This window comes from Acinetobacter sp. ANC_7553 (assembly GCF_056779895.1).
In genome coordinates this window covers 39463-47652 of sequence record NZ_JBWYIV010000020.1, presented here as the reverse complement: position 1 = coordinate 47652, position 8190 = coordinate 39463, and the positions used below count along the sequence as shown (strand labels likewise).

Annotated in this window: 9 protein-coding genes; 5 read left to right on the top strand and 4 right to left on the bottom strand. The window is 37.5% G+C overall.

Annotated elements, in window-relative coordinates:
* Nucleotides 1–130 precede the first annotated feature (130 nt).
* The 4 genes from AC1M9I_RS13845 to AC1M9I_RS13830 form a co-directional block, all read right to left on the bottom strand.
* Nucleotides 131–874, bottom strand: a complete 744-nt coding sequence (locus tag AC1M9I_RS13845; RefSeq protein ID WP_035270823.1) for an amino acid ABC transporter ATP-binding protein — start codon at nucleotides 872–874, stop codon at nucleotides 131–133.
* 11 nt (nucleotides 875–885) lie between these two features.
* Nucleotides 886–1563, bottom strand: a complete 678-nt coding sequence (locus AC1M9I_RS13840) for an amino acid ABC transporter permease (protein ID WP_180028741.1) — start codon at nucleotides 1561–1563, stop codon at nucleotides 886–888.
* A gap of 1 nt (nucleotide 1564) precedes the next feature.
* Nucleotides 1565–2407, bottom strand: a complete 843-nt coding sequence (locus AC1M9I_RS13835; protein WP_035270829.1) for an amino acid ABC transporter permease — start codon at nucleotides 2405–2407, stop codon at nucleotides 1565–1567.
* 69 nt (nucleotides 2408–2476) lie between these two features.
* Nucleotides 2477–3376, bottom strand: a complete 900-nt coding sequence (locus AC1M9I_RS13830) for an amino acid ABC transporter substrate-binding protein (protein ID WP_180028739.1) — start codon at nucleotides 3374–3376, stop codon at nucleotides 2477–2479.
* Between the two features lie 459 nt (nucleotides 3377–3835).
* Between AC1M9I_RS13830 and AC1M9I_RS13825 the strand changes: the two genes are divergently transcribed.
* The 5 genes from AC1M9I_RS13825 (at nucleotide 3836) to hisG (ending at nucleotide 8175) form a co-directional block, all read left to right on the top strand.
* A complete protein-coding gene (locus tag AC1M9I_RS13825) occupies nucleotides 3836–5287 on the top strand; it encodes an RNA polymerase factor sigma-54 (RefSeq protein WP_481594030.1) in 1452 nt (483 codons plus the stop codon).
* Nucleotides 5288–5475: 188 nt separating this feature from the next.
* Entirely contained in the window at nucleotides 5476–5808 is a 333-nt protein-coding gene (gene hpf, locus AC1M9I_RS13820) for a ribosome hibernation-promoting factor, HPF/YfiA family (protein ID WP_035268921.1), read from the top strand.
* A 142-nt stretch (nucleotides 5809–5950) separates the two neighbouring features.
* Entirely contained in the window at nucleotides 5951–6202 is a 252-nt protein-coding gene (gene ibaG, locus AC1M9I_RS13815; RefSeq protein ID WP_180000146.1) for a BolA family iron metabolism protein IbaG, read from the top strand.
* Between the two features lie 7 nt (nucleotides 6203–6209).
* Nucleotides 6210–7469, top strand: coding sequence for a UDP-N-acetylglucosamine 1-carboxyvinyltransferase (murA, locus tag AC1M9I_RS13810; protein WP_180000148.1), 1260 nt, complete (start codon nucleotides 6210–6212; stop codon nucleotides 7467–7469).
* A gap of 4 nt (nucleotides 7470–7473) precedes the next feature.
* Nucleotides 7474–8175 (top strand): ATP phosphoribosyltransferase, encoded by a 702-nt coding sequence (gene hisG / locus AC1M9I_RS13805; RefSeq protein WP_035268927.1) that lies wholly within the window; start codon nucleotides 7474–7476, stop codon nucleotides 8173–8175.
* Nucleotides 8176–8190: the final 15 nt, after the last annotated feature.

Below are 8190 nucleotides of genomic sequence, written 5' to 3'. Positions count from 1 at the left end.
AGTAAGTCATCGCCAGCTCATTATTCTAAACACCCCCTTCAATAGAAGGGGGTGTTTTTTTATGTGAAAAAAATCGAATTTGAAAATAATTTGAGTAGATATCGCGAAATTTTTGGATTCATTCTGATGTTTAGTGTACTGCTGAAATTTTCTCTAAAAAATATTTTGTCCTTTCATGTCGCTCTAGTGGCTTATTAAAGAAGTCATCAGTCGGGCAATCCTCTAGAATTTTGCCTTGATCCATAAATATCACTCGATCTGAAACTTTTTTTGCAAATCCCATTTCATGGGTAACACACATCATCGTCATGCCTTCTTTTGCAAGTTGGCTCATGACTTCAAGCACTTCACCCACCATTTCAGGATCTAATGCAGAAGTGGGTTCATCAAAAAGCATACAGACTGGGTCCATACAAAGACCACGTGCAATCGCGACACGTTGTTGTTGACCACCTGATAATTGTCCTGGAAATTTATCTTTGTGTGCTGTCAAACCTACTCGATCCAAATATTGTAAGGCCTTTATTTTAGCGTCTTCAGTTGAGCGATTAAGTACTTTGATTTGTCCTATTGTTAGGTTATCTAACACAGTCATATGAGGAAAAAGTTCAAAATGTTGAAATACCATACCTACTCTAGATCTGAATTTTGCTAGATTCGTTTTAGAGTCTTTTAAAGCGGTACCATCAACGATAATATTTCCTTGTTGAAAAGGTTCTAAAGCATTTACTGTCTTAATAAGTGTAGATTTACCTGAGCCAGATGGACCGCATACAACGACAACTTCACCTTTGTTGATAGTGGTTGAGCATTCGCTAAGTACCTGAAAATCTCCATACCATTTGGATACATCTTGAATTTCAATCATTGGCATTTTGATTCTCCTTATCGAATAATGGCTATTTTTTGATGTAAGCGTTTAACTAGTCGTGAAAGTGCAAATGAAATGACAAAATAGACGACAGCAACAACTAGATAGAAAACGGCTTTGGTTTCCGAACCATAGGTATTAGCTAAAGTATTTGCATTGCCTAAGAAATCTGGTGCACTGATGACATAAACCAAAGACACATCTTGAAAAAGAACAATGGATTGCGTCAATATCACGGGTAACATATTTCTAAAAGCTTGGGGTAAAACTACGTATGACATCGTCTGGCGATAATTAAACCCCAAGGCGTAACCTGCATTCACTTGTCCTTTAGAAACTGATTGAATGCCAGAACGGACAATTTCTGAAAAAAAGGCAGCCTCAAAAATGGCGAAGGTTACTACACTTGAAAATAAAGGTCCCCAATAGGTGTGATATTGGAAATCGAAAAACTTAGGAAGTAAAAAGTAAAAGATAAAAATAACTTGAATGAGGGGAACACCTCGAAAAAAGTCGACATAAAATTTTGCAAATCCACTGGCAATTTTATTATTTGATAGACGCATCATCGCGATTGGTGTACCAAGAAGAATCCCACCAATAATCGAAAGAATGGTTACTGTAACTGTAAATTTAAAACCAGCGATCAAACTTGCAACGACATCGGGATGAGTTAGAACACTAAAGTCCATTTTATTTACCTCCCGAACCTAGACCTGGTACAGCCATCCGTTTCTCAATCCATGCCATCAGGTATTTAATTGAATAAGTGATGATGAGATAAACAGGTGTTGAAAGAATTAAAATGACCACGTCTTGAGAGGTTTCTTCTCGCATTGTTTTGGTATATGCAAAAAAATTCAAAACACTTAAGGCAAAAAGTACGGCTGAATTTTTAAATACATTCATTGCTTCTGATGTCAGTGTTGGCCAAACGATTCGATAAGCCACTGGCAGAATGACATAACGATAACTTTGGTTTAAATTTAAACCAATCGCATAAGCTGCATTTTTTTGACCTTGTGAAACGGTATTAATACCTGCTCGAACCTGCTCAGCAATCCTTGCAGCGGTATATAGACCCAGTGCAAATACACCAATAATTGCTGGATTATTATTTAAAATATTTTGCCACCATCCGCCAGGAACCATTTCACCACTTCCAGTACTCATACTTAATGGCAGGAGTTGAGGAAAAACGAATGCCCAGAAAAATAATTGAACGATTAAGGGTATATTTCTGAATAACTCTACATAACAAGTCCCAATGAATGAAAGTAACTTATTGGGTAATGTACGCATAATGCCAATAAGTGAACCAAGTAAAAATGCGATGAAAAAGGCAATGACAGCAGTCCAGATCATGGTCCAAATACCTGATCCAAGTATTTGTAACCAGGTCGGTGCATCAGCAACAGCTGAATAACTTGAACCTCCAATCGCACTACAGATAGATTCAGCCCAATCTTTTTTATCAACGCCATATTCGTTGGATGCCAAGCAAAATGACGTCCAATTTAAAGAACCAACAGCCATTGAAATTTCCTGCAATGGTTACGAGAAAAAAGGGCTTAAGTGTTTTTATTTAAGCCCTCATAATTTTTGTTATTTAATCCCTGCATCATTCGGAGATGCTTTTAATTTTTTAAATGAGCTACTCATAGGCATGTTTAGATTGATATTGCGTGGTGGAATAGGTGATAAGAACCATTTTTTATAAAGGGTATCCATTTGACCATTTTTCCACATTCCAGTTACCACACGATCTGCAATCGCTTTAAACTTGGCATCCCCTTTAGGCAGCATAATTCCGTAAGGTTCTGACGAAAGGACTGGACCTACAATTTTAAAATCTTGAGGTTTTGATGATTTGGCAATGAGCCCTGCAAGAATATTGTCATCCATAACAAATGCAGCTGCACGTCCCGAAGCGACCATTGCAAAAGAATCAGCATGATCTTTACCATAGACATTGGTAACTTTTATTTTTTCTCCTCGTGCACCCATTTTAATATATTTATCCGAGGTTGTTCCTTGCGTTGTGGCAACGGCTTTACCATTTAAATCACCTAAATCTTTGAAAGGCGCTGAAGCTTTGACTGCCATACGTACTTCAGTGGCAAAGTAATTTGTAGAGAAGTTGACTTGCTGTTGTCGCTGGACAGAGTTGGTTGTCGTCCCGCATTCCATATCAATGTTTCCAGCGAGCATTTCAGGAATTCGCGTGGAAGAAGTAACCGCTTTATATTCAACTTTTAAGTTGGGGAGTTTTAAGTCTTTTTTTAATTCGTTAGCTACGTTATTACAGATATCGATGGCATAACCCATAGGTTTACCACCCACGATATATGAGATTGGATCAGAAGATTCACGATACCCGATGATCACTTTTCCATTTTTTTTGATTTTCGCAATGGTGTCAGTGGCATTGGCTTGACTCATTGTTCCGCCAGCGATGATGAAGCCTAATGCGCTGAGAAGGACTTTACCAGATAGACTTTTCATCAAGAAATCTCCATGTCTTGTAGTGCATCGTTCTTATAATTTTGACAGTTCTCAAATTTGGTTGAAATCTATTCAAAATAAACTATTAATTATTTTTATACTTTCTATGAGAATAAGTAAAGAATAAAAAATACTCGAAATTCAAATGAATTTAGATTTTTTGATCAACGCGAAATAAATCATGAGCTTATAAAACCTTGATCATGAGTAAGTGGTTTATTTTTAATCAACCATAACTGCAGATAACGCTAAAAAATTATTTTTTTTAATTTAAACTTGAGTGTTCATATTTTTTTTGAATATTAATTAAAAAAAAGTGATTGAATTATAATATATTTTATACTTGTTTTTTATTAACAATTAAGACTAATTGATTAACCTAGCACTTGAAACTTATGTTATAAGAATTGTAGGCATGATTATTGCTTGAATAATAACGATGTTAGGGGGTAATGATTTATGAAATTAGCGTTAGGACTAAAAGTATCCAATTCTTTGTCTTTGACACCCCAGCTCCAACAAGCGATCCGACTTTTACAATTATCCAGCTTAGAGTTGGAGCAAGAAGTTCAATTGCAGTTGGATAGTAACCCCTTACTTGAAAAGGTGGATGATGATTCTCCAATGCAAAGTTTGGAGGACTTGAATCAGGAAAATTCTGCTAGTGATCTTACTCGAGAATTAAATGCAGATCATTTGCCAAATGATTTACCTGTAGATACGGAATGGGATGATGTATATACCCATCAATCATCATCAATGGAATTACCAGAATATGAAGAACGTGAGGATAATCGATCAATTCAAAATACACTGAAAGATCATATTTTAGAGCAAGTTAATCTTCTAAATTTCTCCCAAACTGATCTTTTGATCGCTTATTGCATCGTAGATGGTTTGGATGAAAAAGGCTTTTTAGATGAGAGCGTTGAAGAAATTCACCACGCAGTGCTGACTTTACTCGCACAGATGGATATTGAAGAAGATGTTGAGATTGATGAAATTTTAGTGGTGTTGAAACATATTCAAAGACTAGAGCCGATTGGCGTTGGTTCACGCAATCTTGTGGAATGCTTATATGTTCAGCTTCAAGTTTTGCCTAATACCTTACCATGCCGTAATGACGCGTTATTGTTATTGCAGCATTATGAATTATTGATTGCCAATGACCTAAATAAATTACTGAAGCAAACAGGTTTTAAACTTGAACAGTTAAAAGCAGCGATACAACTTTTAAAATCATTACAACCCTATCCAGGGTTAATGTTTGAAAATAAAGAATCTGAATATCAAGTGCCTGATGTTGTGGTGGCAAAGAAAAATGACAGTTGGCATGTGCATTTAAATCCGGATATTTTGCCAAAATTACGCATCAATCCTTATTATGCAAATATGATTCGTCGAGCTGATCAAAGTGCAGATAATCAATATTTACGTAATCAAATGCTTGATGCTAAAAATTTTATTAAAAGTGTAGATGAGCGCCACAAAACGCTTTTAAAAGTAGCGACATGTATTGTTCAGCATCAACGAGATTTTTTGGAGTTGGGTGCTGAAGGAATGAAACCTTTGGTGTTGAGAGATGTGGCGGAGGAGGTTGAGTTACATGAATCAACAGTATCTCGTGTAACGACCAATAAATATTTGCTTACTCCGAGAGGGTTGTTTGAACTTAAATATTTTTTCTCAAGCCATGTTGGAACAACGTCAGGTGGTGAAGCTTCTTCAACTGCGATCCGAGCAAAAATTAAAAAGTTGATTGCTGAAGAGAACCCAAGAAAACCATTATCTGATAACAGTTTAGCTAAGTTGTTAAATGAGGATGGTATCGATGTTGCACGTCGTACAGTCGCAAAATATCGCGAATCGTTACATATTCCTGCATCATCCGATCGAAAAGTCTTGATCTGAAATTTGAAGTGTGATTATTCTAGAGGTTCATTATGACGAAATAATGAATCTCTTTTTTTTAGTTACACGAGGTTTAGCCAGCATGATTTCATGACTTAAATTTGCAGAATAATTCTATGTTGAATGTTCTGTCATGCAATCACATGGCTTAACTCAATCAAATCCTTTAGAAGGAGAGGGATAGGATTATGCAAATAACAATTCGTGGACATCATTTAAGTATTACTCCTGCAATAGAAGAGAATATTCGTTGTAAATTCGCCGAAATGACCAAGCACCTTGATCAGGTCAATAGTATGCAGGTGAAACTCACAAAGGATCACCAAGTCGATAAGCGTTCGAAAAAAGGAAGTTCGAATCATATCGCTGAAGCAATCGTGCGTTTACCAGGCGTCGAACTATTTGCTCAGGCATCTGGCGATGATATGTATGCATCAATTAAAAAATTGACTGAGAAAATAAAAAGACAGTTAATGCGATATCGTAAAATGCAAATGGCTTTTCAGCCGCTGCCTATATGACGGTATATAGCTGAAAATAAAAAAAGAGGTATATTGCCTCTTTTTTTTATAGATAAATTGTATAGCTGATGAATTCATTGAATGAGTTATAGTAAAATAATCCGTTTTTACACAATCGATCGTCCCATGAGAGGTCTTTGCAATGAATAGTGAACAGCTCACTGAAATCTTAAAAGCTGCTTTCCCTTCTGCTGATGTTGCTGTAAGTGGACAAGGTGGGAAATTTGACCTCCGTATTGTAGATGATCTGTTTGAAGGTAAAAGAACAGTTGCTCGTCAACAAGCAGTTTATGCTCCTCTTAACGAATATATTAAAAGTGGTGCAGTTCACGCTGTAACCATACGCGCAATGACAAAAGAAGAATGGCGCAAAGCTAGTCTTTTCGGAGCTTAAGGAATAAATGGATAAATTTCTAATCACTGGTGGTAAAAGACTAGAAGGCGAAGTTCGCATCTCTGGTGCAAAAAATGCTGCATTGCCACTTTTAGCAGCAATGATTCTTGCTGAAACACCAATTACGCTCAGAAATGTACCCAAGCTTAAAGATGTTCATACGCTTGTAAAATTAATTGCAGGTCTTGGGATTACCATGAAGTATGAAGGTGATACTGTTGTCGCTGATACTTCAACCCTTGATAATCAATTTGCACCATATGAACTCGTCAAGACTATGCGAGCGTCTATTTTGGTGCTTGGCCCATTGCTGGCGCGCTACGGTAGTGCAAAAGTATCTTTACCTGGTGGTTGTGCTATTGGCTCACGTCCTGTTGATCAGCATTTAAAAGCATTAGAAGCTTTAGGTGCGGAAATTGAAGTCGAAGCCGGCTATGTCAATGCAAAAGTTGATGGTCGCTTAAAAGGCGGTGAAGTTGTTTTCGATATGGTCACTGTAGGTGGGACAGAAAACATCCTCATGGCTGCTGTTTTAGCAGAAGGTGTTACTACCATCCGTAATGCGGCTCGTGAACCTGAAATTACTGATCTTGCACAAATGCTCATTAAGATGGGTGCGAAGATTGAAGGTTTAGATACGGATACATTAATCGTCACTGGTGTAGAAAGTTTGCATGGTTGTGAATATTCAGTTGTTGCTGACCGTATTGAAACAGGATCTTATTTAGCTGCTGCTGCTATTACGGGTGGACGAGTTAAAACGACACATACAGATCCATTGCTGATGGAATCAGTGTTGGATAAATTTGAAGAAATGGGTGCAGAAGTTACGCGCGGTGATGACTGGATCGAACTCGACATGATGGGTAAGCGTCCTAAAGCCGTTAGTTTCCGTACATTGCCTCATCCAGATTTTCCAACAGATATGCAAGCACAATTGATGGCGGTCAATGCAATTGGTCGTGGGTTTGCAACAATTTCAGAAACGATTTTTGAAAACCGTTTTATGCATGTACCTGAATTGTCACGTATGGGCGCTAATATTCAGGTTGAAGGTAATGATGCAGTTGTAACAGGAGTTGAAAAACTTTCAGCTGCACCTGTTATGGCAACAGATTTGCGTGCTTCATTTTCTTTAGTTTTGGCTGCTTTAGCTGCTGAAGGAGAGACTTTAATTGACCGTATTTATCACATTGATCGCGGTTATGAAGATGTTGAAGCAAAATTACAAGGTTTAGGTGCCCAAATTAAGCGAGTGAGCGAGTAAGTTAATGAGCGATATGAGAAACGATGATCCTAATTTTGACGTAATGGGCAATTTTGATCATGGTTTAACCTTAGCATTAAGTAAAGGTCGTATTTTAAAAGAGACATTGCCATTGCTAGAAACAGCAGGGATTAATCTTTTAGAAGACCCAGATAAATCGCGTAAATTAATTTTTCCTACGACGCATAAACATGTTCGAATTTTAATTTTACGTGCATCTGATGTACCAACGTATGTAGAAAATGGTGCGGCTGATATTGGTGTTGCAGGTAAAGATGTACTGATGGAACATGGTGCACAAAATGTCTATGAACCATTAGATCTTAAAATTGCAAACTGTAAGTTAATGACAGCGGGCAAAGTGGGTATGGAGCGTCCGAAAGGTCGTTTGAAGATCGCGACCAAGTACGTGAATTTGACGCGTCAATACTATGCGAGCTTAGGTGAGCAAGTTGATGTGATTAAACTTTACGGTTCGATGGAGCTTGCACCATTGGTTGGTTTGGGTGATTACATCGTCGACGTCGTGGACACAGGTAATACACTTCGCGCGAATGGCTTAGAGCCTCTTGAAGAAATTTGCAAAGTGTCTTCTCGTTTAATCGTGAACAAAGCGAGCTTTAAGCGTAAGCAAGCCTTACTTAATCCGATTCTTGCACAGCTTGAAAAAGCGGTGGATGAACGTGAAGCAGCTAAAAAAGCATAATTTAATTTATGTTTG